General features: G+C 63.6%; 27 protein-coding genes. 16 read left to right on the plus strand and 11 right to left on the minus strand.

What is annotated here, in order from left to right; all coding sequences use genetic code 11:
* Window positions 1–28: 28 nt before the first annotated feature.
* From HB777_15525 to HB777_15545, 5 genes are read right to left on the minus strand one after another with little or no spacing between them, the layout of a single operon-like run.
* Complete coding sequence (locus tag HB777_15525) at window positions 29–550, minus strand: CoA-binding protein (protein ID QND65165.1); 522 nt, start codon at window positions 548–550, stop codon at window positions 29–31.
* Window positions 537–1,301 (minus strand): GNAT family N-acetyltransferase, encoded by a 765-nt coding sequence (locus HB777_15530; protein QND65166.1) that lies wholly within the window; start codon window positions 1,299–1,301, stop codon window positions 537–539. The genes HB777_15525 and HB777_15530 overlap by 14 nt, the downstream gene beginning before the upstream one ends.
* The gene (locus tag HB777_15535) at window positions 1,298–2,080 is read right to left on the minus strand and encodes an AAA family ATPase (GenBank protein QND65167.1); all 783 of its coding nucleotides are present in this window, start codon (window positions 2,078–2,080) and stop codon (window positions 1,298–1,300) included. Before HB777_15535 ends, HB777_15530 begins: the two co-directional genes overlap by 4 nt.
* Window positions 2,080–2,502 carry a VOC family protein gene (locus HB777_15540; protein QND68784.1) on the minus strand — a complete coding sequence of 141 codons (423 nt, stop codon included), beginning with the start codon at window positions 2,500–2,502 and terminating at the stop codon, window positions 2,080–2,082. Before HB777_15540 ends, HB777_15535 begins: the two co-directional genes overlap by 1 nt.
* Window positions 2,503–2,504: 2 nt before the next feature.
* The gene (locus HB777_15545; protein QND65168.1) at window positions 2,505–3,326 is read right to left on the minus strand and encodes an enoyl-CoA hydratase; all 822 of its coding nucleotides are present in this window, start codon (window positions 3,324–3,326) and stop codon (window positions 2,505–2,507) included.
* Window positions 3,327–3,477: 151 nt separating this feature from the next.
* On the opposite strand from HB777_15545, the gene HB777_15550 reads away from it, so the two are divergent.
* The 3 genes from HB777_15550 to rpsI all read left to right on the plus strand — a co-directional run bounded on the left by HB777_15550 (window position 3,478) and on the right by rpsI (window position 5,107).
* A complete protein-coding gene (locus HB777_15550) occupies window positions 3,478–3,942 on the plus strand; it encodes a PaaI family thioesterase (protein ID QND65169.1) in 465 nt (154 codons plus the stop codon).
* Between the two features lie 216 nt (window positions 3,943–4,158).
* Window positions 4,159–4,623: a 50S ribosomal protein L13 gene (gene rplM / locus HB777_15555; protein QND65170.1), complete on the plus strand. Its 465-nt coding sequence runs from the start codon at window positions 4,159–4,161 to the stop codon at window positions 4,621–4,623.
* Window position 4,624: 1 nt separating this feature from the next.
* Complete coding sequence (gene rpsI / locus HB777_15560) at window positions 4,625–5,107, plus strand: 30S ribosomal protein S9 (GenBank protein QND65171.1); 483 nt, start codon at window positions 4,625–4,627, stop codon at window positions 5,105–5,107.
* Between the two features lie 264 nt (window positions 5,108–5,371).
* On the opposite strand, the gene HB777_15565 is transcribed toward rpsI, so the two are convergent.
* Window positions 5,372–6,271 carry a LysR family transcriptional regulator gene (locus HB777_15565; protein QND65172.1) on the minus strand — a complete coding sequence of 300 codons (900 nt, stop codon included), beginning with the start codon at window positions 6,269–6,271 and terminating at the stop codon, window positions 5,372–5,374.
* Between the two features lie 91 nt (window positions 6,272–6,362).
* Here HB777_15565 and HB777_15570 point away from each other — a divergent pair, with 91 nt between their 5' ends.
* Window positions 6,363–7,235: an aldo/keto reductase family oxidoreductase gene (locus HB777_15570; protein QND65173.1), complete on the plus strand. Its 873-nt coding sequence runs from the start codon at window positions 6,363–6,365 to the stop codon at window positions 7,233–7,235.
* A 234-nt stretch (window positions 7,236–7,469) separates the two neighbouring features.
* On the opposite strand, the gene HB777_15575 is transcribed toward HB777_15570, so the two are convergent.
* Window positions 7,470–8,528 (minus strand): glycerophosphodiester phosphodiesterase family protein, encoded by a 1,059-nt coding sequence (locus HB777_15575; protein QND65174.1) that lies wholly within the window; start codon window positions 8,526–8,528, stop codon window positions 7,470–7,472.
* Between the two features lie 96 nt (window positions 8,529–8,624).
* A complete protein-coding gene (locus tag HB777_15580; protein QND65175.1) occupies window positions 8,625–9,833 on the minus strand; it encodes an acyltransferase in 1,209 nt (402 codons plus the stop codon).
* A gap of 124 nt (window positions 9,834–9,957) precedes the next feature.
* On the opposite strand from HB777_15580, the gene speB reads away from it, so the two are divergent.
* From speB to HB777_15600, 4 genes are all read left to right on the plus strand, one after another.
* On the plus strand, window positions 9,958–10,965 hold the full coding sequence (gene speB, locus HB777_15585; GenBank protein ID QND65176.1) for an agmatinase: 1,008 nt from the start codon (window positions 9,958–9,960) through the stop codon (window positions 10,963–10,965).
* 30 nt (window positions 10,966–10,995) lie between these two features.
* Complete coding sequence (argC, locus tag HB777_15590; protein QND65177.1) at window positions 10,996–11,922, plus strand: N-acetyl-gamma-glutamyl-phosphate reductase; 927 nt, start codon at window positions 10,996–10,998, stop codon at window positions 11,920–11,922.
* Window positions 11,922–12,761: a phosphotransferase gene (locus tag HB777_15595; protein QND65178.1), complete on the plus strand. Its 840-nt coding sequence runs from the start codon at window positions 11,922–11,924 to the stop codon at window positions 12,759–12,761. Before argC ends, HB777_15595 begins: the two co-directional genes overlap by 1 nt.
* An 80-nt stretch (window positions 12,762–12,841) precedes the next feature.
* Window positions 12,842–13,159, plus strand: coding sequence for a hypothetical protein (locus tag HB777_15600; GenBank protein ID QND65179.1), 318 nt, complete (start codon window positions 12,842–12,844; stop codon window positions 13,157–13,159).
* A gap of 39 nt (window positions 13,160–13,198) precedes the next feature.
* Here the strand turns inward: HB777_15600 and HB777_15605 are convergent, their stop codons facing one another.
* Window positions 13,199–14,332 (minus strand): heme A synthase, encoded by a 1,134-nt coding sequence (locus HB777_15605; protein QND65180.1) that lies wholly within the window; start codon window positions 14,330–14,332, stop codon window positions 13,199–13,201.
* Between the two features lie 156 nt (window positions 14,333–14,488).
* Here HB777_15605 and HB777_15610 point away from each other — a divergent pair, with 156 nt between their 5' ends.
* Window positions 14,489–14,704 (plus strand): DUF2842 domain-containing protein, encoded by a 216-nt coding sequence (locus HB777_15610; GenBank protein ID QND65181.1) that lies wholly within the window; start codon window positions 14,489–14,491, stop codon window positions 14,702–14,704.
* A gap of 16 nt (window positions 14,705–14,720) precedes the next feature.
* Here the strand turns inward: HB777_15610 and HB777_15615 are convergent, their stop codons facing one another.
* On the minus strand, window positions 14,721–15,779 hold the full coding sequence (locus tag HB777_15615; protein QND65182.1) for a polysaccharide deacetylase family protein: 1,059 nt from the start codon (window positions 15,777–15,779) through the stop codon (window positions 14,721–14,723).
* A 91-nt stretch (window positions 15,780–15,870) separates the two neighbouring features.
* Here HB777_15615 and HB777_15620 point away from each other — a divergent pair, with 91 nt between their 5' ends.
* The gene (locus HB777_15620; GenBank protein ID QND65183.1) at window positions 15,871–17,097 is read left to right on the plus strand and encodes a GNAT family N-acetyltransferase; all 1,227 of its coding nucleotides are present in this window, start codon (window positions 15,871–15,873) and stop codon (window positions 17,095–17,097) included.
* 55 nt (window positions 17,098–17,152) lie between these two features.
* Here HB777_15620 and HB777_15625 read toward each other — a convergent pair whose 3' ends face one another.
* Window positions 17,153–17,866 (minus strand): GntR family transcriptional regulator, encoded by a 714-nt coding sequence (locus tag HB777_15625; GenBank protein ID QND65184.1) that lies wholly within the window; start codon window positions 17,864–17,866, stop codon window positions 17,153–17,155.
* Between the two features lie 264 nt (window positions 17,867–18,130).
* Between HB777_15625 and HB777_15630 the strand changes: the two genes are divergently transcribed.
* The 6 genes from HB777_15630 to HB777_15655 all read left to right on the plus strand — a co-directional run bounded on the left by HB777_15630 (window position 18,131) and on the right by HB777_15655 (window position 24,114).
* Window positions 18,131–19,219 (plus strand): ABC transporter ATP-binding protein, encoded by a 1,089-nt coding sequence (locus HB777_15630; GenBank protein ID QND65185.1) that lies wholly within the window; start codon window positions 18,131–18,133, stop codon window positions 19,217–19,219.
* A gap of 34 nt (window positions 19,220–19,253) precedes the next feature.
* Entirely contained in the window at window positions 19,254–20,543 is a 1,290-nt protein-coding gene (locus HB777_15635; GenBank protein QND65186.1) for an extracellular solute-binding protein, read from the plus strand.
* A gap of 248 nt (window positions 20,544–20,791) precedes the next feature.
* Entirely contained in the window at window positions 20,792–21,703 is a 912-nt protein-coding gene (locus HB777_15640) for an ABC transporter permease (protein ID QND65187.1), read from the plus strand.
* A 1-nt stretch (window position 21,704) separates the two neighbouring features.
* Entirely contained in the window at window positions 21,705–22,523 is an 819-nt protein-coding gene (locus HB777_15645; protein QND65188.1) for an ABC transporter permease, read from the plus strand.
* 2 nt (window positions 22,524–22,525) lie between these two features.
* A complete protein-coding gene (locus HB777_15650; GenBank protein QND65189.1) occupies window positions 22,526–23,272 on the plus strand; it encodes an aspartate/glutamate racemase family protein in 747 nt (248 codons plus the stop codon).
* A 5-nt stretch (window positions 23,273–23,277) separates the two neighbouring features.
* Window positions 23,278–24,114: a GNAT family N-acetyltransferase gene (locus HB777_15655; protein ID QND65190.1), complete on the plus strand. Its 837-nt coding sequence runs from the start codon at window positions 23,278–23,280 to the stop codon at window positions 24,112–24,114.
* The last annotated feature ends 15 nt before the right edge of the window (window positions 24,115–24,129 follow it).

A 24,129-nucleotide genomic window follows, 5' to 3' on the forward strand; every position in this document is an offset into this window, starting at 1 on the left:
GGAATAATTTTGCGCTTTCGCCCCTCGCCTATTTCTGGCGAACGCCGAAACTCTGGAATCCGGCGCGCATCAGCGGCTTCTTCGACGACAGCACGCCGGAGTTGACGCCGGTCCAGCCGATCTCGCCGGACAGCTTGCCATATTCAATCTTGGGGCAGCGGTTCATCACCACCTTGATGCCGGCGGCCTCGGCGCGCGCGGCTGCCTCGTCATGGCGCACGCCGAGCTGCATCCAGATGACTTTCGGCAAGGGATCGAGCCGCAACGCCTCGTCGACGATGCCAGGCACAGCCGCTGGCGCGCGAAAAATATCAACCATGTCGATCGGCTCTGGAATATCGGCGAGCCTGGAATAGGTCATCCGGCCGAGGATTTCCTTGCCGGCCTGGCCAGGGTTGATCGGGAATACCGAAAATCCCTTGGCCAGCAGATATTTCAGCACGAAATAGCTCGGTCGCACATCGTTGGCGGATGCGCCGACCATCGCGACGGTCTTCACCGAATTGAGGATGCCGGCGATGTAAGTGTTGTCGTAGCTATCGTGGTTCATGCGGCTTCCTGCGGTAGTGGTATCGGTAAAGTTCACGGCTGAACCCAAGTGAGGCGTAGAGGGCGCGAGCCGGCGTGTTGTCGGCCACCACCTGCAAGCATGCGGCGTGAGCCCCTGCCCGCCGCGCCCAGTCGATGAGGCCGCCGACGGTCTTGCGGCCCAGGCCTTGCTGCCTGAAACGGCTATCGGTTTCAACCGATTCCACCACAAGCAGGCCATTGCGCACGACACCATAGGCCAAGGCGGCAATTTCGCTGTCGCGTTCACACGACACGAATGCCCGCTCACCGACAATCAGCCCAGTCATCTGCCGAAAGATACGGCGATCGGCGTCGTCAAAGGCGCCCATGCGAAAGCGTGCCGCGAGCCAGTCCTCGTCCGGCACCTTCGACACGGTGACCTGCTCGTCGCGGACTTCAGCCAGGTCTCCGATCCCTGCATAGAGATGGATCGTTCCGCCTTCCGGCTGGTAGCCGCGATGGTCGAGTGCTGCTTCGAGCTCGCCAGCGATGTCGGGAACCCGAAACAAGGGCGTCTGGCCGTGGCCGATGTAGAAGGACTCGGCGACGTCGATGACAGCATCAGGCGCGCCGCGCTTGCCGCGCAGGGGATTGGCCGAATTGGTGCGGCGGATGCGTCCGCCCGATCGCCGCAGAAGCCAGCCATCCACAACCGTCTCGGTCGCCGCGGGCCAGCCTTCGCGGCACGCCTGCTCGATGCGCCAGTTGAGATCATCGTCGCCGGCGCTCACGCGTCATCCTCCCTCAGCGCTTCCTCCATAAAGGCCTGCGGATCGGTGCAGAAGTCGCGCATCATGCGAAAATGATCGGTATCGCTGAAATCAGTCGGGTCCAGCCCGAAGCGGCTGATGCGGAACAGCCGCGCTCCGGGACAAGCCATCAGCAGCGGCGAATGCGTCGCCATGATCACTTGCGCGGTGCCCGACTGGTCCATGCGCCGCAGCATCTTGAGCAGTTCGATCTGGCGTGACGGCGACAGCGCGCTCTCAGGCTCGTCAAGGATGTAGATGCCCTGCCTGCGGCAGCGCTCTTCGAAAAAGCGGATAAATCCCTCGCCATGCGACCAGGACAGGAAATCCGGCGGCGGTGGCCTGAAAGGGTCTTCCAGCGCCGCCTGATCGAGATAGCGAGCCACGGAATAAAAGGATTCAGCGCGAAAGAACCAGCCGGCGGTGACTTTCGGCAGCCAGTGGCCACGGAACGTGTTTGCCAATGCGGCACCGCTCTTGTCGATGGCGCTGGAATGGTCGACCGGCCGGTAGCCTTTGCCGCCGCCGGCTTCGTCATAGCCGGCCAGTGCGCCGATCGCCTCGAGCAGTGTCGATTTGCCGGTGCCGTTCTCGCCGACGATGATGGTGATCGGCGTGGTGAACTCGAGTTCGAACTCGTGACCGCGAAACAGCGGCAGGTTCCAGGGATATTTTTCCCAATCCTCGACCCGCGCCGGATCAAGCAGGATGCGCTTGAGATAGGGGGCCTTGAGCCGCGTCAGCTGCTTGCGATAGGCCATCAGCCAGGCAGCGAAATCGTACCGTCTTTCGCGATCGGAAAGGCCGGATTGTGCGCCACTTCCCAGACATGTCCGTCCGCATCGGCGAAATAACCGTACCAGCCGCCCCAGAAGGCACGGCCGGCCGGCTTGACGATGCGGCCGCCGGCCTTTTCCGCCATGGCGAGCACCTCATCGACCTCGGCGTCGGAGCGGGTGTTGTAGGCGAGGTAGACAGCGGACGGCGCCCCAGCGAAAGCAATGCCGGAATCCTCTTCAGCACTGGCGCGCGGGAACAAGCCAAGAATGACGCCGCCCATCTGGAAGAAGGCGACACCATCGGTAATGCCGGCATGGCGCTTGAGCCCCATTGCCTCATAGAATCGCACCGCGCGGTCGAGATCGTCGGTCGCGATCGTTATGATGGAGATGCGCGGCTCCACGATTACTCGTCCGTCCATTCAGGCTTGCGCTTGTTGATGAACGCGCCAATGCCTTCCTCGGCGTCGCGCGCGAGCATGTTTTCGACCATGATGCGGCCGGTATAGGCATAGGCGTCGGCCAGCCCCATCTCGGCCTGCGCGTAAAAAGCTTCCTTGCCGGTCTTGATCACCAAAGATGATTTGGAAGCAATGGTTTGCGCGTATTTGGTGACGATCTGATTCAGGTATTCGCGCGGCACCACACGGTTGACCAGGCCGAACTCCTTGGCGGTCGCCGCATCGATGGTCTCGCCGGTCAGCAGCATCTCCATCGCGTGCTTGCGCGATACGTTGCGCGACAGCGCCACCATCGGCGTCGAGCAGAACAGGCCGATATTGACGCCCGGCGTGCAGAAGGTCGCCTCATGCGAGGCGATCGCCAAATCGCAACTGGCGACCAGTTGCAGGCCGGCGGCGGTGGCCAGGCCGTCGACTTCGGCGATCACCGGCAAAGGATGCCGCACGATCGCCTGCATCAGTGTGGCACAAGCCGCAAACGTCTCTGCGAAGAAGGCCTTGCCATGATCGGCGTCAGTGCGGCGCGCGGTCATTTCCTTGAGATCATGGCCGGCGCAAAACACCTTGCCAGCCGCCGACAAAACGATGACGCGAACGGCCTTGTCGGCCCTGGCACGCTCGAGTTCCGCCGTCAGCGCCGCCATCACCGCCAGCGACAGGGCGTTGGCGGGCGGATTGGCGAGCGTGAGGCGCAGCACGCCCTTGTCCAGTTGTGCGACAACCGGACCCTCAACGGCAGCAGGCTTGATGGCAAGGATTTCGGCCATGGATAGGTCTCCGCGATTCCGCTCGGGGCTGGCAGACTATCTAATATCGGATCGGGTTTCATCCAACACCCCATCGCTTGCGCCAGGGGACGAAGGTTGCCAGAAATGCCGCGCTGCGCCCATACAGGTGCGCACAAAACGAGAGACCGACATGCCCGCCCAAACCAACCTGAAGCCGGTGCTGACCGCGCAACAAGTCAATGCGCTGATGGAAACCGTTTATCCGCAGCTCAATGAGCAGTTCAAATATTTCGAGGCGATCGACGTGTTCCCTGGCGGCTGCACCGTGCGGCTCAATGCCGGCGAGCGGCACCTGCGTCCCGGCGGCACCGTATCCGGCCCGTCGCTGTTCACGCTGGCCGATATTGGCGGCTATGTCTGCGTTCTGTCACATGCCGGGCCGGACGCGCTTTCCGTTACCGTCAACCTCGACATCAATTTCGTGCGCAAGGCCGAGGCCGGACCGATCGACGGCCATTGCCGCATCCTGAAGCTGGGAAAGAGCCTGATGGTGTTCGACATCGACATCGTTGCCGGCCCGGACGGGCACACGGTGGCGCACGCCACCGGCACCTATTCGATCCCGCCGAAGCGAAATGGCGATGTGGTAAAATAATACCTTTTCCATAAGCTATTGTTTTCGCAGCACTTTACCTGCTATCAGCCTTGCCGTGCGCCTTGACGCCACATCCACCCTCGCCTATAAGCCCCTCACGAAGCAGCGGCCCGCAAAGGCCGCCGTTTTGTTATTGGCGGCGGGCAAGCGCTTTACGCCAATCCAAGCAACAAGAAACGCCTTCCCTCGTGAAGGTCAGAACCGAGAGCAGAAAACATGACAACCTTTTCGCAGAAGCCTGCGGATGTGGTGAAGAAGTGGATCCTGATCGACGCCGAAGGTCTCGTCGTCGGTCGTCTGGCCACTGTCATCGCCAATCATCTTCGCGGCAAGCACAAGCCGACCTTCACCCCGCATGTCGACGACGGCGACAACGTCATCGTCATCAATGCCGACAAGGTGGTGTTCACCGGCAAGAAGTTCACCGACAAGGTCTACTACTGGCACACCGGCCACCCCGGCGGCATCAAGGAGCGCACCGCGCGCCAGCTGCTCGAGGGTCGTTTCCCCGAGCGTGTCGTCGAGAAGGCCGTTGAGCGCATGGTCCCGCGTGGCCCGCTCGGCCGTCGCCAGATGAAGAACCTGCGCGTCTATGCAGGCGCCGAGCATCCGCATGTCGCCCAGCAGCCCGTCGTGCTCGACGTGGCCAAGCTGAACGCCAAGAACAAGAAGGTCGCATAAGATGGCTGAGCTTTCCTCGCTCGCAGAACTGGGCGCCGCCACCGGCAACACCAACACCCAGCCGGCGGCCCCCGTCCACGTCCAGAAGCTCGACAAGTCGGGCCGCGCCTATGCCACCGGCAAGCGCAAGAACGCCATTGCGCGCGTCTGGGTGAAGCCGGGTTCCGGCAAGATCATCGTCAACGACAAGGAATTCGCGACCTATTTCGCGCGTCCGGTCCTGCAGATGATCCTCAACCAGCCGATCATCGCCTCCAACCGCGCCGGCCAGTACGACATCGTCGCGACCGTTGTCGGCGGTGGTCTCTCCGGCCAGGCCGGCGCCGTGCGCCACGGCATCTCCAAGGCGCTGACCTACTACGAGCCGACGCTGCGCGCCGTGCTCAAGAAGGGTGGCTTCCTGACCCGCGACAGCCGCGTCGTCGAGCGCAAGAAGTACGGCAAGGCGAAAGCCCGTCGTTCGTTCCAGTTCTCGAAGCGCTAAGCGTTCCGCAACTGCATCGTCGAAAGGCCGCCTCCGGGCGGCCTTTTGCTTGGGGCTTGTCGTTTGCGGCACGGCAGTCACCCCACCCGCGCCTACGGCGCGACCTCCCCATCGAGGGGAGGTAGAAGAGCGCCGCAATTCCACTTGCCGAGAAATCGGCAAAATCGGCAGGCACCAGAACGAAGAGCGCGGCGCCCTACCTCCCCTTGGTGGGGAGGTCGGCGCGTAGCGCCGGGTGGGGTGATGGCGCCGGCATAAAACAGGTCAGGCCTTGCCGGCCTTGATGAAATCGATGAACGCGCGCAGCGGGGCCGGCACCAGGCGCCGGCCGGGATAATAGAGAAACGGTCCTGGGAAACTTTGCCACCACGGTTCGAGCACGGGTTCAAGCGCGCCGCTGTCGAAGTAAGGGCGAAGCCAGCCCTCGAACAGGCCGATGATGCCGGTGCCGGCGATGGCCGCGTCGACGGCAAGATCGGTCGCCCCGCCGATCCGCACGATCAACGGCCCCGTCGGATCGACCCGCACCACCTCACCGTCGCGCTCGAATTCCCAAGGCAGCATCGCACCGCTGGCAAAGCGTCCGCGCACGCAAGAATGGCCAAGTAGGTCGCTCGGGTGTTCCGGCCGCCCATGGCGAGCCAGATAGGCAGGGCTGGCGGCGGTTGCGAAATGCTGCACGCGCGGTCCGATCGGCACCGCGATCATGTCCTGTTCCAGCCGCTCGTCATAGCGGATGCCGGCGTCGCAGCCGGCTGCCAGCACGTCGACAAAATTCTCGTCGGCGATCACCTCCAGCCGGATACCGGGATAGGCGGCGAGGAAACCCGGCACGATGTCGGGCAAGATCAGCCGCGCGGCGCTGACCGGCACATTGAGACGCAACGACCCCGCCGGCCTGTCGCGAAAGCCGTTCACCACGTCGAGCGCCGCCTCCACCTCCGACAGCGCCGGGCCGAGCCGTTCCAGCAGGCTGAGGCCTGCCTCGGTCGGGACAACGCTGCGTGTCGTGCGGTTGAACAGCCTGACGCCGAGCTGTGTCTCCAGGCGACGCACCGCCTCGCTCAAGCCTGAAGCGCTGCCGCCGCTGGCGCGTGCGCCATCGCGAAAGCCGCCGGCGCGCGCCACCGCCACGAAGGCGTTCAGATCGCTAAGGTCCATCATTGTCCGTAATTCCGCACAGCCTGTGTGGATTGTACCTGATTATCACGAGGTTGAGCAGCGCCTATCTCTGCCTCCTCAAAGGAGATCACTCATGTCCAATATTCAGCAGGCCGGTACCTTCACCCTTGGCAGCCATACCGTGAAGCGGCTCGGCTACGGTGCCATGCAGCTCGCCGGTCCCGGCGTGTTCGGGCCGCCGAGGGATCATGACGCTGCATTGGCCGTGCTGCGGGAGGCGGTTGCGCAAGGGATCGACCATATCGATACCAGCGACTTTTACGGTCCGCACGTCACCAACCGGCTGATCCGCGAGGCGCTGGCGCCCTACAAGGACGATCTCGTCATCGTCACCAAGATCGGCGCCCGCCGCGGCACGGATGGATCGTGGCTGCAGGCCTTTTCGCCCGAAGCGCTGACCCAGGCGGTGCACGACAATCTAAGCAATCTCGGGCTCGAAGTGCTCGATCTGGTCAATTTGCGCATCATGTTCGATACCCATGGCCCAGCCGAAGGATCGATCGAAGCGCCGCTCACCGTGCTGGCCGGGCTTCAACAACAGGGGCTGGTCAGGCACATCGGCCTGAGCAACGTGACGACGGCGCAGATCGCGCAAGGACGCGGGATCGCCGAGATCGTCTGCGTGCAGAACCAGTACAATCTGGCGCATCGTGGCGACGATGCCCTGATCGACGATCTTGCCCGCGACGGCATCGCCTATGTGCCGTTCTTTCCGCTCGGCGGCTTCAATCCACTGCAATCCTCCACCCTGTCGGGAGTCGCAGCGCGACTCGGCGCCACACCCATGCAGGTCGCGCTCGCCTGGCTGCTGCGCCGCGCGCCCAATATCCTGCTGATCCCCGGGACATCTTCGGTCGGGCATTTGCGGGAGAACCTCAGTGCGGCAGAACTGGAGCTCTCGGACGATGTGCTCGGGGAGTTGGATGGGGTGGCAATGGCCGCTTGAGGGCGCGGCACGGGTTGCCTGTTAGGGTTCGGCTATCACCCCACCCGGCGCTACGCGCCGACCTCCCCATCAAGGGGAGGTAGAAGGTCGCGGCAATGCGCCATTTCCCAGCGTGTTCCGCGAAGCCCAACAGCCGTTTGGAACGGTCCGAATGAAGGTGAAGTGCGGCGCCCTACCTCCCCTTGATGGGGAGGTCGGCGCGTAGCGCCGGGTGGGGTGACGGCGCCAGCGTTCCTAATTAATACTCGCCGTATTCGCCGGCTCAGCCGGCCGCGCCTCGTCGGCATAAGGTACGCGAAAACCGTTCGCCGCCAGCCAGTCGATGGCCGCCTTTGGCTCGTCGGTCTGGATGATGGTGGCGCCACGGTCGGCCCAAAAACCCCAGCTTTCGCGCGGCAGGCTGGCCTGCACCGCCAGCTCGTCGCCGCGGCCGCCGGCGAGAAAGCCGCCCGGCTTGTTGACGATGGCGTAGGTGTCGGCCCAGATGTGCCAGTTGCCCCGCACGGCAGCGGCCCGCATGCGCGTGCTGAACAGCGGTCCACCGGTCTCGGTCAGCGTCTCGGCGCCTGCCCGCCAGTTGATCAGTTCGATCGCGCGCGGTGAAAAGGCATGGTCGACCGTCTCGGCAAAACCGGCATCATGCACCGCGTCATCGGCGATGATGGGCATGAACTGGAAGCCGCCGCCGATGGCGGCCATGGCGGCCTTCACCGTGGAAATCCGCTGTGAATTCCACAGGTTCTCCTTGACGATGACCTGCTCGGCCATGCCGAGATCGCGGGCGACCGCGATCATGCCTGGGAGATCGCCGACTTCGAGCTTGTTGTCGAGGTTGATGAGGATCCTGTCCCTGGTCGCCATCAGCATCTCGCGCAGTGTCGAGACCCTCTCGTTGGTGACGGCGCGGGTACCCTCGATCACCAGCCGACAGGTCCTCAGCTCGGCCACCGTATACTTGACCACCTCGCCTTTGCAGGTCGTGGTGCGGTCGAGCCAGCTGTCATGCATGACGACGAGCTCGCCGTCCTTGGAGCGCCTGATATCGACCTCGACGATCTCGGCACCCATGGCGATCGAGCCTTCGACGGCGGCAATCGAATTTTCCGCGTAAAGCGTCTTGCCGGCCTGCATGCTGCCGGCGCGATGCGCGGCCACCATGACGTGGTCGCGCCACTGGTTGGCATGCTCGAAGCGGTCGAGGATCTGTCTGGCGCGGGTCTCGCCGGCCAAGGCTTGGCCAGAGGCGGCCGCCAGGATCGCGGAAAGCAGAAGGCTCAGCCAGATGGTCCGCATCGAGAATCGCTCCTTGCCGGATCGAAATCGGGATAGGCGACGCCCGTGACAGGGAGGTGAACGAAGCCGGCTAGCGGAATACTCGCAGCAGGTGCATCAGATGCGTTTCGAGAGGCGGCGGAACCACGCCATGGCCGGCATCTCGACAAAACGCCAGGTGATCCAGGAGGCGGCAATGGTGGCGGCGAGCATGACGACGATCGCCACCGCTCCCGTCCAGCCGGCGCCAAAACCGGTGGCAGGGTGGCCGCGCAGCATGAAGTCGCCGATCAGGCCGAGACCGAGCTTGCGCTCGACGAGCCCGGCGACGTTGATCAGGCGTGCCTGGACGAAGATGTGGACCATGTAGATCGAGTAGGACAGCGCGCCGAGCGTCAACATGAACGGGGCTCTCAGCAAGGCGCTGATCCAGCCGCCCTCATGGGCGAACAGAAACAGCGCCAGCGCGAACACCAGGGGTGCCGCGATGCCGAAATCATTGCCGCCGGCCAGCGAAACGAAAAGCACGATGACGGCCACCATGACGATCTCGGCAAGGGTCCAGTCCATTCGTGGGCCGCTTCTGGCGAGGACCTGTCGCGCGCCTGCAATGGAATCATGCTGAAACCACGCCAGCAAGGCGCCGAGCGAGAAGCCGTACAGGCAGCGGATGAAGCCGAAATCGAAGGACACATCCATATGATGGGTCGAGAAGCCGAGCAGGAACAGCGGCGCGGTGACGGCGGCGGCGACGAACCATATCCAGGCGCGCGCGCCGGCGACGAAGACCACGCCGGCAAACAAGAGATAGGCGAAGAACTCGGCCGAAATGCTCCAGCTTGGCGCATTCCAGGTCAATTGATCCTCGAAGCCGATACCCTGCAGCAGGAAAAGATTGGCAAGCAGGCTCCTAAGGTCGAAGCCGCCGGTGAAGGGAGCAGCCCCGGTTCCATGCAGTTGCGGCAACATCAGCCGCAGCAGCTCGAAGCCGGCAAAGGCGGCGAGCATGAGCAGGTGCAGCGGGTAGATGCGGCCGAAACGGACCAGGGCGAAGCGCGCGACCTGTTCCGGCTGATTGAGCCGATCACCGTAGCTGCTGGCAATGACGAAACCGGACAGAACGAAGAAGAAATCGACGAAGAGGTAGGACGAACCGATGAAGGCGCTTTGCGAAACCGTCGAACCGGTCGGGAAGTGAAACAGCGCCACCAGGAGCGCGCAGATGCCACGCCACGAATCGAGGACCAGGAAGCGTTCCCCCGCGATCGTACCGGTGTGGGTCGACGCCGCGGCACGGGTGGGATTGAGAAACGCCGTCTGCGTCATGATGATACAAATCCTGTCTTGCCGTGGCACTCGCGCAGCGCCATGGCGTCTCGCCAAGCTGTGACTGGCATCTTCCGTGCCGGTTCTGTAGTTGTTGCACCCCGATGAAAAACGAGGATCCGTAATGGCGAACAACAACATCGACAACGCCTTCACCGCCCGTTCCAAAACGGGCGCCGCGTTCGAGCCGACCTATTCCGGCGCGCTGTCGTTCATGCGGCGCAAATACACCAAGGACGTGAAGGGCGCGGATGCGGTGGTGTGGGGTATTCCCTTCGACGCCGCCGTCACCAACCGGCCAGGCGCTCGTTTCGGGCCGCAGGCGATTCGCCGCGCCTCGGCGATCCTCGACAACGACCCGCAATATCCGTTTTCGCGCGATCTGTTCGAGCATCTCGCGGTCGTCGACTATGGCGATTGCCTGCTCGACTCGGGCAACCACCAGAAGACGCCCGGCACGATCGAGCGCGAAGCGGCCAAGATCCTGAAGTCGGGCGCCTTCCTGCTGACGCTCGGCGGTGACCATTTCGTCACCTGGCCGCTCCTCAAGGCGCATGCCGCCATCCATGGTCCGCTCGCTTTGGTGCAGTTCGATGCCCACCAGGATACCTGGCCGGACGACGGCAAGCGCATCGACCACGGATCCTTCGTCGGCCGCGCCGTCAAGGAAGGCATCATCGATCCCGACCGTTCGATCCAGATCGGCATCCGCACCCATGCGCCCGACACGTTCGGCATCAAGATCCTCTACGGCCATGAAATCGAGGAGATGCGGGCGTCTGATATCGCCTACGCCATCGTCGACCGCACCGGCGGCAAGAAGACCTATCTCACCTTCGACATCGACTGCCTCGACCCGGCCTATGCGCCGGGAACCGGCACGCCGGTCGCCGGCGGACCGTCCTCGGCAAAAATCCTGTCGACGCTGCGCCAGCTCAACCAGATCGATATTGTCGGCGCCGATGTCGTAGAGGTTGCGCCGGCCTATGATCACGCCGATATAACGGCAATCGCCGGCTCGATGGTGGCCATGCAATATCTCGGCCTGCTGGCGGAGCGAAAGGCACGGCTTGAAGAGCTGAACAACGGCCATCACAACGGTGCCGCAGTGAATCACGGCAACGGCATATAGTCCTAGAATATCAGGGAATTTGATCGATCCATGAAACCGAAAATCTTCATCGACGGCGAACACGGCACCACCGGCCTGCAGATCCGCGCGTTGCTGGCTGAGCGCAATGATCTGGAGATCATTTCCATCCCGACTGAGCGTCGCAAGGAAACGGCTGCACGCGCCGAGTTCCTCAACGCCGCCGATGTCGCGATCCTGTGCCTGCCAGACGATGCGGCGAAGGAGAGTGTTTCGCTGATCGCCAACGACACAACCAAGGTCATCGACGCGTCGACGGCGCATCGCGTGGCGGAAGGCTGGGCGTATGGTTTCGCCGAGATGGACAAGACGCAGGCTAGGACGATCGCCTCGGCAAAACGCGTAGCCAACCCCGGCTGCTGGCCGCAGGGACCGATCGCAACGCTGCGGCCGCTGGTCACATCAGGGTTGTTGCCTGCCGATTTCCCGATCACCGTCAACGGCATTTCGGGCTATTCGGGCGGCGGACGGCCGATGATCGAGGACTATGTCGCCAAGGGCGAGGACGCCTCGGAATTCCTGCCCTACGGCCTCACCTTGCAGCACAAGCACGTGCCGGAACTGAGGGCCTATGCAAGGCTGTCGCATGATCCGATCATGCAGCCGGCGGTCGGCAATTTCGCGCAAGGCATGATCACCGTGGTGCCCTTGCAGCTTGGCGGCCTCGACCATGTGCCGACCGGTGCGGAACTGCATGCGGCGATTGCCGACCATTTCGCCGCCATCAAGGGTGGTGTGGTCGAGGTGGCGCCCTATGCGCATTCGGAGCGCATGCCGGAGATCGATCCGGAGATCTACAACGGCACCAACCGGATGAAGGTCTATGTCTTCGCCAACGACAAACGGGCGCAGGCCCTGCTGCTGGCGGTCTATGACAATCTCGGCAAGGGTGCCTCGGGCGCCGCCGTGCAGAACATGGACCTGATGCTCGGCCTTTGATGGACACGCCAGCATTTCCGGCGCGCTGGAAAGTCAGCGCGGCCGAACTCATTGCCGAGACCTTTTCGAGCCGCATCTGGAAGGTTTTGCGCGAAGACGGCTCGCCGGCGATCGTCAAGGCACTCAAGCCTTTCGACGATGTCGCCGACGAGTTGCGCGGAGAGCATTATCTCGCCTGGCGGCGCGGCGAAGGCGCGGTGCGCCTGCTCGGCCGCGACGGCCACAGCATGCTGCTCGAATATGCGGGTGAAACCCTGCTGCAGCAGGTGCTCGACGAACAGGGCGACAACGCCGCTACTGAAATCGCGGCCGATGTGATGGCAAAGCTGTTTTCGCCTGGGAAAGACCCCTTCCCGCCCGAACTTCAGCCCTTGAGAGAACGGTTTTCAAGCCTGTTCAAGAAGGCCGCAACCGACCGCGATTCGGGCCATGACAGCCTCTATGTCGAGGCCGCCATCATTGCCGACCGGTTGCTGGCCAATCCGCACGATGTCAGGCCCCTGCATGGTGACCTGCATCACGAAAACATCCTGCACGGGCCGCGCGGCTGGCTGACTATCGATCCCAAGGGCGTTCTCGGCGACCCCGGCTTCGACGCCGCGAACATGCTCTACAACCCGCTCGACCGGGATGACCTTTGCCTTGATCAGGAGCGGATCGCACATATGGCCGAGATTTTTGCCAAAACGCTGGGCCAGACACCGTCAGCGATCCTTGACCATGCCATCGCTTACGGATGCCTGTCGGCGTCCTGGCATCATGAGGACGACAACGCGATCGAGGAGAATCGCGAATTGTCGATCGCCGAGGCGGTCCGAGCGGTGCGGGCAAGCTTCTGATCGCACAGGCAACGGCGCGGTAACCGCTTGTTCACCACGATAGGCTACTGACTGGTCTCGGCTCCACTTCGGGATTTGTGATGGTCAGCGCGATTTCGGGTTCCTCCCAGGCAACCCAGTATTCCTCGTCCAGTTCGTCGAGCAATGCAGCCCAGGAGGCCGCGCTCGAAAAGCAGATCCAGGACCTGGAAGACCAGGCCAAGGCGATCACGGATCAGGTCAAGGCCGCCCAGGTGCAGCAGGATATCGCCGTGGCCCAGGCCAAGCTTGATGCGCTCAAGGCCGCTGACAAGGCAGCCAAGGCCGATCAGGGTCAGTCCGCTCCATCCGCCGCGGCGTTGCGGCAGGCGGAATTCGACGGCGAGAAGACGACATCTTCAAACGAATTCTGGATGTGACCGGCGAATTCTGGATGTGACTGGCCGATCAGCTCGGGATCAGGTCCTGAGCGCGATATCGTGCGGCAAGGGATAGGCCCCCTTGGTGCCGCGCCAATGGGCTGATGCAAAGCCCAGCACGACCAGAGCAAACCCCTGATGGGTCAGCGCCATATGCAGCGGCACATGCATCAGCAGCGTGCCGATGCCGATCGAGGCCTGCACCAGCACCAGTAGAAACAGCAGCGTCGCGCGCCGCGCATGCGTTGAGCCTGGCAGCCGCCGGCGCGTGGCGATCATATGCCACAAGGCCACGACGAAAACCGTATAGGCGCCGAGCCGATGGACGAACTGCACCGTCTTCGGGCTCTCGAAGAAGTTGCGCCATGCCGGCTCGAGGATCAGCAGATCGCCCGGGATGATCTTGCCGTCCATCAACGGCCAGGTGTTGTAGCTCAGGCCGGCATCAAGCCCGGCGACCAGGCCGCCGAGATAGATCTGGACCAGCGCCAAAAACACGATGAAGCCGGCCAACCTCTGTGTCGACCGATCGGCTGCGGGCTCGGAATGCGGCGCCAGTCCTCGCGCCACGACCATGGTCGCGGTGAAGATCAGCGCGGCAAGCGTCAGATGCGTCGCCAGCCGATACTGGCTGACGGAGACCCGATCGACCAGTCCTGAGGCCACCATCCACCAGCCGATGGCGCCCTGCAGGCCGCCGAGCAGGAGAATGCCCAGGAGTTTCGGGCCCAGGCCGCGCTCGACGCGGCGCGTCGCCCAGAAAAACAGCAGCGGCAGAGCAAAGACCAGGCCGACACTGCGGGCCAGGATGCGGTGCGCCCATTCCCACCAGAAGATCGACTTGAACGCCTCGATGCTCATGCCCTTGTTGAGCTCGGCATATTGCGGGATCTGCTGGTAGAGCTGGAATTCCTCCTGCCACTCGGCGTCGTTGAGCGGCGGGATCACGCCGTGGATCGGCTTCCATTCAGTGATCGACAGGCCGGAATCGGTGAGCCTGGTGGCGCCGCCGACCAGCACCAGCGCAAACAGCACCAGAAGCACCACATAGAGCCAGCCGCGCAGCAGCGCCCTGTTGCGTAGGTCACGGTCGCGGGCGACGTATGGCGCGGCAGCTGGTATGGCAGCCATGATCTTGTCCCGGCAGGTTGGTTTGGCGGATTGGTGGACCATCGCACCCGTGCTGGCAAGGCCATGCGGCGCGGCACGCCGTCGCGCCGCGCCTCACCGGTTGCACAGCTTCGCGCCAAGGCCTATGCGAGGCCAACGTCCTGAGCTTGCCGGGCGGCTTGTCCGAATTGCCCGGCATCCTCGACCAGGAGACCAACCATGCCCCTGCGCCTGAAAAAGCTGATCGGAATGTTCCTGCTGGTGGCGCTGGTCATCATCTATGCGCTGGTCGCATCGATCTTCGCGGTCGCCCGGCTCTCAGAGTCCGGCCCGTGGGTGCATTTCCTGTTCTTCCTGCTCAGCGGCCTGCTCTGGGTGCTGCCGGCGATGGGCATCATCAAATGGCTGATGCTGGAGCCGAGGGCCAAGCGCTGAGCTGAACCCACCACCGTCAGATGGTGACGACCATCTTGCCGGCGTTGGCGAGCGGCGTCGTCACACCCGACAGCATGGTGCGGATGTGGGCGAGGCTCTGGTAGCGGCCGTTGACTGAAATGCGCGGCAAGGCATGCAGGAAGCCGGCATGTTCGGCGCGCAGCACACCGTGGCGTGTCGTCACCGCGGAGGTGTAACCGGCGTCGCGGGCAAAGCCGACTTCGCGGCAGCCGACAGCGCTGGCATAGCCATAGGGGTAGGCGAAATGGCTAGGCTTTTCGCCCAGTTCGGCCTGCAAGATGCCGCGCACGGCGCCGATCTCGTGCCGGGCATCGGCTTCGGAAAGCCGCTTCAGATTGCTGTGGTTGATCGTATGGGCGCCGATCGTCACCAGCGGATGCGCGGCGATGCGGCGGATTTCGTCCCAGTTCATCAAGGTCCGCAGGCGCGGGCCGTCGGCGTCGACGCCATTCGAGCGAGCCAGATCGCGCAACACCCCCTGCAGGTCCTCCTCGCGGACTTCCGAGGTGAGATAGGCGTGCAGGCGTGCATTGGCCTGCAGTTTCTTCGCAGGTGTCGAGCAATCGATCGTCAGGGGACCATTCGGACGCGTCAGAGTGAGGCTATCACGCGCCTTGACGACATCCTCAACCACATCCCACCACAGGTCGGCCGTGCCGTTGATCAGCCCGGGCGCGACATAGATGGTGATTGGCGCGCCGTGCTTCTCCAGCACCGGCAGCGCCTCGGTCATGTTGTCGCGATAGGCGTCGTCGGCGGTGATGGTGGCAAACTCGCCGCCCTTGCCGCCTGCCTTGATGCGCTCAATCGCTTCGTCCATGGAAACAAAGGCATAACCGTGCGCCTTCATGTCGGCGATCATGGCGTCGAGGAAACCGGGGGCAATGTTGAGGTGCCGGTTGACGCTGTCGGGCCGTTCCGGCGTCGCGGTCACGCGGTGCAGCATCAGGATGGCGCCAATGCCGCCGATGAATGGTTTGGCCAGCGGTGCGAGACCGGTATAGCGGGCGACGTTCAGCGCCAGTTTCCGGATTGCCTCCCCGCCGTCGATCATTCATTCACCTTTTGCGCCTAGGCTGATCCAAGCACGGAATGCGCCTGCGCGAACCCCCAAATCGCGATCAATACGCCCTAAGGATTGAGGTATGGTTGACGCTGCTGCGTCATTTGACGGCAATCGGCTTGCGGCGACCGAGGCGTCGTCGCGCGCCTTGCCACGGGACCATGCCGGCCTGCCGATTTCAGTGGTGTCGACGGACGGGCTCGCGGCCTATGCCGAGTTCTGCCGTTCGGCCCTGTTTGCGCCGCCGCAGAGTGCTGCGTGGATCCTGAACTGGGCGGCTGAGGCCGAACCGGATCTGCTCGTCGCGACGCTGAGCGCCGAAGGCAAGCCGGTTTTTTCGCTGGCCCTGGAGGTCACTGCCAGCGGTCCGTTCCGTGTCGCCCGCTTCATGGGTGGCCGCCACGCCAATGGCAACTTCGTCGCCGCGGATCCGCACTGGCTGGCAAGAGCGGATGTTGCGGCCATCCGATCGATGCTGACGGCCATCGCCAAGGCACGTCGCGACATCGATCTCGTCGCGCTGGAACGGTTGCTGCCCGATCTCGACGGCGTCGCCAATCCCCTCGCCGCGCTTGACCATTTTGCCAGCCCCAATCTGTCGCTGGCCGTCGACCTTGCCGGCGGCTTCGATGCGCTGCTTTCGCGCGCCAGCGGCAAACGCAAGCGCAAGAAGCACCGTTCGCAGATCCGGAAGTTCGAGGCTGTCGGCAGCCACCGGCGCATCGAGGCGCGCACCGCTGACGAGGTGGGCAGGCTGCTCGATGCCTTTTTCGAGATGAAGGAGCTCCGCTTCCGCAAGATGGGCATCGCCAACGTCTTCGGCGACGGGCAGGTGCGCGGCTTCTTCCGCGCGCTGTTTGCGCAAGCGCTTGCCGAGGACGAGCCTTCCTTCGTCCTGCATGGGCTCGAGGTTGCCGGAAAGCTGCGCGCCATCACCGGGTCGAGCCGTTCAGGCAAGCGGCTGATCTGCGAGTTCGGCGCCATCGCCGAGGACGATCTCGGCCACACCAGCCCCGGCGATTTCCTGTTCTTCGACAACATCCACGAAGCCTGCGAGACCGGTTTCGAGGTCTATGATTTCTCCGTCGGCGACGAGCCTTACAAGCGGCTGTGGTGCGATCTCGAAACCCAACATTTCGAGGTGCTGATCCCCTTGACGGTCAAGGGCCGCGCGCTGGCGCTGATACTTCGGCAAGGTGCGCGGCTCAAGGCCTTCATCAAGAACAGCCCGACGATCTGGAAGCTGACCAAGATGCTGCGCCGCAAGGCGGCCGGACAAACCGCGGCGGCGGCCGAGGACGAAAGCTAGGGGCCCATCCCGATGGGATCGGGTTGGGGCCCTATCTGTTTGCTTGCTCCGGGCCTCAGAAATTGAGGGCTTCCCGGAGCGCCGGACCGGCCCTGACACGCAGATCGAGATCGGCCTCGATGTGATCGATGTGGTGCAGCATCAACCGGCTCGCCAGCCCGCAATCGCCGCTGCCCAGTGCGCCGACAATTTCCGTGTGCTCGCTGTGCCCACAGGCCGATATGCCAGACCGTCCGTAAAGGGCGATGACCAATGACGAGCGCGCCACCAGCTCCTCCATGAAGCGCTGCAGGATGGCATTGCCGGCAACGGCGGCGAGCAACAGGTGGAAGTCGCCCGACGCCTTGATTTCGGAACGCCGCGCGGTCGGGCCGCGCTCAGCGATGAAGCGCCCCTCCTCGTCGAGTTGCGCCTTGAAGGCAGCGATGTCGGCGGCGGTGACGCGCCCGCAGGCGGCGATGGCAATGCCTGGTTCGATCAGCCGGCGCGAGGCGAACACCTGGCGCGCTTCCTCTGGCGACGGGTTGGCGACGAAGGCGCCACGGTTGCGCTCGGTGCGCACCAGGCCCTCGAAGGACAGCATTTGCAGGGCCGCGCGTGCAACGGTGCGGCTGACATCGAACAGCGTGCCGACCTCGCCTTCCGACAGTTTGGTGCCTGGGGCCAGCCGGCGGTCGACGATGGCGTCGCGCAACTGGTCGCGGATCGCTTGCGCGCGGTCCTGCGTGGCGCTGTCGGTCGCGGAATAGATCTGGTCGGCGATGTTCATGGCGGCAATTCTTTCCGTCCCCCTTCTAACGCTAATCCTGACGCCAGCACGAGAGGCAAAGTGGATACGAAGGTAAAAAAGATTGCATACGATTTATGTGCATGTCGCCAACAATCGCCCATAATTTGTGCAATGCACAAGGCAGCCCGCCTGATAGGCATCGCCCAGAAATCCTGATTTTCCCGACGATTCAAGTGCTTGGCCGGTCATCTCGCGATTGGCACGCATGATGCATTGGTTAATGCGATCAAACGGGGAAGCCTGATGTCCAAAGCCGCCGAAATCGACATTGTGTCCGTTTCGAAAGTCTATGGAACGACGACCGCCGTCGAGGCCATCAGCCTGAAGATCCCGGCGGGAACCTATTGCTGTCTGCTCGGTCCTTCCGGCTGCGGCAAGACATCGACGCTGCGCATGATCGCCGGCCATGAGAGCATTTCATCAGGCGATGTCCGCCTCGGCAATGTGGTGGTGACGGACCTGCCGCCGGCCAGGCGCGGTACGGCGATGATGTTCCAGTCCTATGCGCTGTTCCCGCATCTCGACCTGATCGACAATGTCGCCTTCAGCCTGAAGATGAAGGGCGTCGACAAGGAAAAGCGCCGTGCCAAGGCGCTGGACATGCTCAAGCTGATGCAGATGGAGGCCTATGCCACGCGCCGACCCGCGCAGCTTTCCGGCGGCCAGCAGCAGCGCGTCGCGCTGGCCCGTGCACTGATCACCGATCCCGAGGCGTTGCTGCTCGACGAACCGCTGTCGGCGCTCGACCCGTTCCTGAAGATCCGCATGCGCGCCGAACTGAAGAAGCTGCAGACCTCGCTCGGCATCACCTTCGTCCACGTCACTCACAGTCAGGAGGAGGCGATGGCTCTCGCCGACCTGATCGTGGTGATGAATGACGGCCGCATCGAACAGGCGGCCCCGCCGCGCGATGTGTTCGAGCGGCCGGCGACGGCCTTCGTCGCGCGCTTCATGGGCGACCACAACGTCATCTCCGGCCGGGTCACCGGTGAACGCGACGGCATGGTCGTCTTCGACGTCAATGGCGGCGCCTCGCTTGCCGCCAGCGGCCAGCCACAGGAAGTGGGGGCGCCGATCGACATCGCCATCCGCACCGACCATGTGCGCATCGGCGAGCCGCCCTCGCCCGGCCTCGGCTTCACCGGCATCGTCTCCAACATCGAATATCGCGGCGCCACGGTAAAACTCTCCGTCACCGGCGCCGGCATCGACGACTTCACCGTCATCGTCGACGATTCCGACTTCTTCGCCAGACCCGTCGCCATAGGCGACGCCGTACCGCTGGCCTGGGATTGCGAGGACGCCATCGTCCTCGGCCGCCTTCATTCATGACGTCAACGAAGCAAAACAAGACAGGGGAATAGCTATGACAAACACCAAAGAAACCAAGACCGGCATTTCGCGCCGTTCGTTGCTCAAGACGGGTGCCGCTGCCGTCGGCCTGGCCGCCGGCTCAGGCGCCATAACAGGCTTTCCGACCATCTGGGCGCAGTCCAACATCACGCTGCGCCAGTTCGGCACCGGCGTGTCGAACCTCAACGCCATCGCCGACAAGTGCAAGGCCGACCTCGGCATCACGCTGGAAATGACCGCGACCGATTCAGACGCGGCCGCCCAGCGCGCCGTGACCCAGCCCGACAGCTACGACATCGCCGACATCGAATACTGGATCTGCAAGAAAGTGTTCCCGAGCGGCGTGCTGCAGCCGATGGATGTCAGCAAGCTGAAATATTACGACGAGCTGGTGCCGCTGTTCAAAACCGGCAAGCTGACGCCCGACAGCGTCATCGCCCAGGGCACCGCGCCGCACACGGTCGGCTTTGTCGAAGCGCAGGACTCGAAGGTCTTCGCCAAGGCGCCGACCAACTGGTTCACCATGGTGCCGACCATCTACAACGCCGACACGCTGGGCATCCGCCCCGACCTCGTCGGCCGCGACATCACCACCTGGGCCGACATCATGGATCCGGCCTTCAAGGGCAAGACCGCGATCCTCAACATCCCCTCCATCGGCATCATGGACGCGGCGATGATCATGGAAGCCATGGGCAACATCAAATATGCCGACAAGGGCAACATGACCAAGGAGGAGATCGACAAGACGATCGACTTCCTGATCAAGGCCAAGCAGGACGGCCAGTTCCGCGCCTTCTGGAAGTCCTTCGACGAGAGCGTCAACCTGATGGCGTCGGGCGAAGTCGTCATCCAGTCGATGTGGTCACCGGCGGTCGCCGCCGTCCGTTCCAAGGGCATCGCCTGCCGCTTCCAGCCGCTCAAGGAAGGCTACCGCTCATGGGGCGGCGGCCTCGGCCTGGCGGCACATCTCTCGGGCGCGCAGCTCGATGCGGCTTATGAGTACATCAACTGGTACACGTCGGGCTGGGTCGGCGGTTATCTCAACCGCCAAGGCTACTATTCGGCCAACATGGTCTCGGCCAAGAAGTTCATGACCGAGGACGAGTGGGGCTACTGGATCGAAGGCAAGCCTGCCAAGGGCGACATCAAGGCGCCCGACGGCACGGTCATGGAAAAGGCCGGTGCCTTGCGTGACGGCGGCTCGTTCGAAGAGCGCATGGGCCATGTCGCCTGCTGGAACTCGGTCATGGACGAAGACCGATACATGGTGAAGCGCTGGAACGAGTTCATCGCGGCGTAAGGGAAAGCATTAACTGGATATGCCTCGTTCCTTGGCGCCCCCCTCTGCCCTGCCGGGCATCTCCCCCTCAAGGGGGAGATTGCGCGCTCAATGCCGTTTTCGCCAACCACTGGCGTTGCAAGGGTGGCGGCGGCCGCGAAACTGCCGATCTCCCCACTTGAGGGGGAGATGCCCGGCAGGGCAGAGGGGGGCGCCAAGGAACGCAACCTAAAAAATCATTCTCCCACCGCACTGCGAAGGTTGCCCGCATGACCGTGGCTCTCGAACGCCCCGCAATTGCCGCCGCCAAACCGGCCAGGCGCCGTGGCTTCTCCCTCAGCGCCGTCACGCCCTACCTGCAGTCGGCTCCGCTGGCGCTGATCCTCGGCGCATTCCTGCTCTTGCCCATCCTCATGATCGTCGTCGTCTCCTTCTGGGACTACGACTTCGCCGCCATGTATCCGGATTTCCTGACCACCAACTACTCCGACGTGCTGGGCTCCTGGGTCACCTGGAAGACCTATCTCAACACCATCAAATTCGCGGCCATCGTCTGGGTGCTGACCTTGTTCATCGGCTTCTGGGTCGCCTATTTCCTCGCCTTCCACATCCGCACCACGGCCATGCAGATGGTGCTGTTCCTGGTCTGCACCGTACCGTTCCTGACCTCCAACATCATCCGCATGATCTCGTGGATCCCGGTGCTCGGCCGCAACGGGCTGATCAACTCGACGCTGGTGCATCTGGGCCTGGTGCCGAAGCCGATCGAATGGCTGCTCTATTCGGAATTCGCGGTGGTGCTGGCCATGGTGCATCTCTACACGCTGTTCATGGTGACGCCGATCTTCAACACGCTGATGCGCATCGACCGCTCGCTGGTCGAGGCCGCGCGCGACGCCGGCGCCTCGGGCTGGCAGGTGCTGTGGAACGTCATCCTTCCACTGGCCAAGCCCGGCATGGCGATCGGCACCATCTTCGTCGTCACCCTCGTCATGGCCGACTTCTCCACCGTGCAGGTGATATCGGGCGGGCAGAGCGCGTCCGTCGCGCTGATGATGAAGAACCAGATGTCGCTGCTGCAATATCCGGCCGCCGCCGCCAACGCGGTGGTGCTTTTGGTGCTGGTGCTTTTGATGGTCGCCGGCATCCTGCGCATCGTCGACATCCGCAAGGAGCTCTGACGTGAACCACGAAAAACGCAGCTTCGAATTCTATGTGCTGGCGGTGTTCTTCACGCTCTTCGTGCTGTTCCTCTATGGCCCGCTGTCGGCGATCCTGATCCTGTCCTTCCAGGGCGAAACCGGCGGCCTCACCTTCCCGCTCAACGGCGTGTCGCTGCACTGGTTCGCCAACCTGTTCGAGCGCCAGGCGGTCGGCGATTTCGGCGGCAGCTTCAAGCGCTCGCTGGTGCTGGGCGTCATGGTGATGATCGTTACCGTCGTTGTCTCGCTGCTCGCCGGCCTCGCCTTCCGCCGGAAATTTCGCGGCGCCACCGCGCTGTTCTACCTGGCGGTCGCCAGCCTCGTCGTGCCCTCGATCATCATTTCATTGGGCATCGGCGTCGTCTTCCAGCAGATCGGCTTGCGCCCGGCCTGGTACACGTCGGCCTTTGGCGCGCATCTGACCTGGACGCTGCCCTTCGGCGTGCTGATCATGTTCGCCGTCTTCAACCGCTTCTCGCCAGCCTATGAGGAAGCCGCACGTGACCTCGGCGCCACCTCCTGGCAGACCTTCGCCCATGTCGTGCTGCCGATGATCGCGCCCAGCCTGATCGGCGTCGGCCTGTTCGGCTTCACGCTCTCCTACGACGAGTTTGCACGCACGCTGATGACCTCAGGCACCTTCAACACGCTGCCGCTCGAGATCTACGGCATGACCACCAATGTGACGACACCGGTGCTGTACGCGCTGGGCACGGTGACGACCGTGTTCTCGTTCCTGGTTATCCTGGCGACGCTGGGCGCCATCCTCTATGTCGGCCGCCGCAGGGCCAGGGCCTGATCGTGCAGATATTGATAGTGAACCCCAACACGACGGCCAGCATGACCGAGACCATAGGCGCTGCGGCGCGCGGCGTCGCTGGCGCCTCGACGGAGGTCATCGCCGTCACCTCGTCCATGGGACCGGCCTCGATCGAAGGTTATTATGACGAGGCGCTGGCCGTGCCCGGCCTTTTGATGGAGATCGCCGCCGGCGAACGGCGCGGCGCGCAGGCTGCCATCATCGCCTGCTTCGACGATACCGGTCTGGATGCCGCGCGCGCGATGGCCAATATCCCCATCATCGGCATCTGCGAGGCAGCGCTCACCATGGCTGCCTTCATCGCCCAGCGCTTCACTGTTGTCACCACCACGGAACGCTCGCGTGTCCCTGTCGAAGCACTGGTGCAGCGCTACGGCATGGCGGGACGCGCCCGTGTGCGCGCCGCCGACATCCCGGTGCTTGCGCTCGAAGATCCGGCATCGGGCGCGGTCGGCAAGCTGCGCGACGAAATCGCCCGGGCCATCGACGAGGACCGCGCCGAGGCCATCGTGCTCGGCTGCGCCGGCATGGCCGATCTTGCGCACCGGCTGCGAGCGGAATTCGGACTGCCGGTCATCGACGGCGTCGGCGCCGCACTCAAGCAGGCCGAGGCGCTGATCGCACTCGGCCTGTCGACATCGAAGCGCGGCGCCTATGCGAGCCCGCTGGCCAAGCCCTATCGTGGTGTGCTGAAATCCTTCTCACCCGGAGCCGTTGCCGCGGAGTGAGCGCCATGAAGCCGACCATCCGCACATTGTCGCTGCAGGAGCTGGCGGTTCTCGTCGACTGGGCGGCGGCGGAAGGCTGGAACCCCGGCCTTGAAGATGCGGCGATGTTCCAGGCTGCGGACCCCGAAGGCTTCATCGGCGCCTTTGTCGGCAACGAAATGGTCGCCGCGATCTCGGCAGTGGCCTATGGAAGCGCGTTTGGTTTCATCGGCCTCTACATCTGCCGGCCGGACAGACGCGGCAAGGGCTATGGCAAGGCGGTGTGGAACGCTGGAATGACGAGACTTGCCGGTCGCACCATCGGCCTCGACGGCGTCGCCGAGCAGCAAGCCAATTACCGGAGCAAGGGTTTCAGGCCGGCTTACGAGACCATCCGCTTCAGCGGGCGCACGGCAGGCCCGGCGGTCAGGGCCGATGGGTTGCGCATGATAACGACGCAGCTCGTGCCCGATATCATCGCCTATGACTCATACTGTTTTCCGGCGCCGCGGCGGGCGTTCCTGCGGCGATGGCTGCAGGCGCCGCATCACGGGCTGGCGGCGATCAGTTCGCGCGGCACCACCGGCTACGCGGTGGCGCGGCCGTGCCGTTCCGGCTTCAAGATCGGCCCGCTGTTTGCCGACGACCTGGAAATCGCTCTGCAGCTGCTGGACGGGCTGGCCGGTGCCTGCGAGGGCGGCGACCTGCACATCGACGTTCCCGCCGAGAACACCGGCTTCATTGCGGCGCTCGAGGTGGCCGGCTTTGCGCCGACCTTCACCACCACCCGCATGTACAAGGGTCCGGCTCCGAAGCTTGGGCTGCAGCGGCTGTTCGGCGTAACGACCCTGGAACTGGGATAGAGATCAAACGGAACA

Origin of the sequence: Mesorhizobium loti (assembly GCA_014189435.1) — a bacterium.
GTDB classification, from domain to species: domain Bacteria; phylum Pseudomonadota; class Alphaproteobacteria; order Rhizobiales; family Rhizobiaceae; genus Mesorhizobium; species Mesorhizobium loti_G.

Coding starts and splice junctions, on each gene's coding strand:
- HB777_15605 (QND65180.1), bottom strand. CDS start 14,332: ATGGTCCACCAATCCGCCAAACCAACCTGCCGGGACAAGATCATGGCT.
- HB777_15580 (QND65175.1), bottom strand. CDS start 9,833: ATGACGCAGACGGCGTTTCTCAATCCCACCCGTGCCGCGGCGTCGACC.
- HB777_15595 (QND65178.1), top strand. CDS start 11,922: ATGGACACGCCAGCATTTCCGGCGCGCTGGAAAGTCAGCGCGGCCGAA.
- speB (QND65176.1), top strand. CDS start 9,958: ATGGCGAACAACAACATCGACAACGCCTTCACCGCCCGTTCCAAAACG.
- HB777_15570 (QND65173.1), top strand. CDS start 6,363: ATGTCCAATATTCAGCAGGCCGGTACCTTCACCCTTGGCAGCCATACC.
- HB777_15635 (QND65186.1), top strand. CDS start 19,254: ATGACAAACACCAAAGAAACCAAGACCGGCATTTCGCGCCGTTCGTTG.
- HB777_15625 (QND65184.1), bottom strand. CDS start 17,866: ATGAACATCGCCGACCAGATCTATTCCGCGACCGACAGCGCCACGCAG.
- HB777_15640 (QND65187.1), top strand. CDS start 20,792: ATGACCGTGGCTCTCGAACGCCCCGCAATTGCCGCCGCCAAACCGGCC.
- rpsI (QND65171.1), top strand. CDS start 4,625: ATGGCTGAGCTTTCCTCGCTCGCAGAACTGGGCGCCGCCACCGGCAAC.
- HB777_15535 (QND65167.1), bottom strand. CDS start 2,080: ATGGCCTATCGCAAGCAGCTGACGCGGCTCAAGGCCCCCTATCTCAAG.
- HB777_15525 (QND65165.1), bottom strand. CDS start 550: ATGAACCACGATAGCTACGACAACACTTACATCGCCGGCATCCTCAAT.
- HB777_15620 (QND65183.1), top strand. CDS start 15,871: ATGGTTGACGCTGCTGCGTCATTTGACGGCAATCGGCTTGCGGCGACC.
- HB777_15545 (QND65168.1), bottom strand. CDS start 3,326: ATGGCCGAAATCCTTGCCATCAAGCCTGCTGCCGTTGAGGGTCCGGTT.
- argC (QND65177.1), top strand. CDS start 10,996: ATGAAACCGAAAATCTTCATCGACGGCGAACACGGCACCACCGGCCTG.
- HB777_15630 (QND65185.1), top strand. CDS start 18,131: ATGTCCAAAGCCGCCGAAATCGACATTGTGTCCGTTTCGAAAGTCTAT.
- HB777_15655 (QND65190.1), top strand. CDS start 23,278: ATGAAGCCGACCATCCGCACATTGTCGCTGCAGGAGCTGGCGGTTCTC.
- HB777_15610 (QND65181.1), top strand. CDS start 14,489: ATGCCCCTGCGCCTGAAAAAGCTGATCGGAATGTTCCTGCTGGTGGCG.
- HB777_15565 (QND65172.1), bottom strand. CDS start 6,271: ATGATGGACCTTAGCGATCTGAACGCCTTCGTGGCGGTGGCGCGCGCC.
- HB777_15575 (QND65174.1), bottom strand. CDS start 8,528: ATGCGGACCATCTGGCTGAGCCTTCTGCTTTCCGCGATCCTGGCGGCC.
- rplM (QND65170.1), top strand. CDS start 4,159: ATGACAACCTTTTCGCAGAAGCCTGCGGATGTGGTGAAGAAGTGGATC.
- HB777_15550 (QND65169.1), top strand. CDS start 3,478: ATGCCCGCCCAAACCAACCTGAAGCCGGTGCTGACCGCGCAACAAGTC.
- HB777_15615 (QND65182.1), bottom strand. CDS start 15,779: ATGATCGACGGCGGGGAGGCAATCCGGAAACTGGCGCTGAACGTCGCC.
- HB777_15600 (QND65179.1), top strand. CDS start 12,842: ATGGTCAGCGCGATTTCGGGTTCCTCCCAGGCAACCCAGTATTCCTCG.